The sequence below is a fragment of the Companilactobacillus halodurans genome (assembly GCF_009600985.1).
Lineage (GTDB): Bacteria > Bacillota > Bacilli > Lactobacillales > Lactobacillaceae > Companilactobacillus > Companilactobacillus halodurans.
This window is the reverse complement of sequence record NZ_VDFP01000265.1, coordinates 1-1,061: the sequence shown is the minus strand read 5'-3', so window position 1 is coordinate 1,061 and position 1,061 is coordinate 1. Positions and strand designations below refer to the sequence as shown.

The following is a 1,061-nucleotide window of genomic DNA, read 5'->3' as shown; positions in this document are numbered from 1 at the left end:
AACTCCGACTACTGTGTGACCTTCAGCTGCGGCATAAATATCTTTAGCATTCTCCACAGAACCTGCAAGTACATTAATAGCAACTCTATTTTTATAATAATTAGGAATTAGTTTCATCTTTATATAAGCTCCTTAGTCCTTTTGAATTTCTTGTAATCTATTTACAATTGCTTTCATTTCATTCGCATCAACTGCACGAATGTCAAATTCAATAATACCTTCGTTTGCTCTGTATTCACGTGTATAAATAGCAGGATCGCCTTGTTTTAATTCTTTAGTTACTTCTTTAGCGTCTTTCTTAGAAGTTTCTTTAACGGTCACGGCTGCACGATAAATTTCACGACCTGCACCATCTTGAACTTCCTTAGCCTCAATATCAGGAACCTCATTTAAATCTTTTAAGAATGGTGCTAATCTTTGACGCATATGTTCACCATCTTCTGGTCCAATCTTGAGATAGCGTTCAATTGCCGCAGTTAAACCTAAGATATTTTCCTTACCGATCTTCATGGCACGGCCAATACCTTTCTTTTGTAGACGAATCCAATTAATATACTTAGCTTTACCATAAACTAAGCCTGATGCTGGTCCTTCTAGTGCTTTGGCACCACTAAAGATAATAATATCTACGCCTAGATCCAAATATTTCTTCATATCTTCTTCTGCAGCAGCATCAAGAATCAATGGCAAATTATTTTTATGAGCTACTTCTACAGCTTCTTTGACGGATAGCATACTCTTTTGAACTGTGTGGTGACTCTTTACATAAAGTACTGCTGCTGTTTTATCAGTTATCATCATTTCAATATGTTCTGGGGTACACATATTAGCATAGCCAGCTTCGACAACATGTCCTCCACCAAGACTAATCATTACTTCTTCTGGAGTACCATAGTCGACATTGTGACCTTTAGGCATAATGATTTCACGTTTTTCAAAACGTGGATCATTTGCATGATAAACATGATACATACTCCCCTGACCAATTAGAGCTGCAACAGACATTGCAATACCAGCTGAAGCCGAATTTACGACGATTGCATCTTCTGCACCCAATAATT

2 protein-coding genes are annotated in these 1,061 nt (G+C 37.2%); both read right to left on the bottom strand.

All coding sequences use genetic code 11. The annotated features are described in order from the left end of the window. Nucleotides 1-117 (bottom strand): KDGP aldolase (locus FHL06_RS14065; protein ID WP_153387285.1); only part of this gene is annotated, 117 nt, incomplete at its 3' end. Nucleotides 118-132: 15 nt separating this feature from the next. Next, a partial coding sequence (locus FHL06_RS14060) for a DgaE family pyridoxal phosphate-dependent ammonia lyase (protein ID WP_153387283.1) occupies nucleotides 133-1,061 on the bottom strand: 929 nt, incomplete at its 5' end.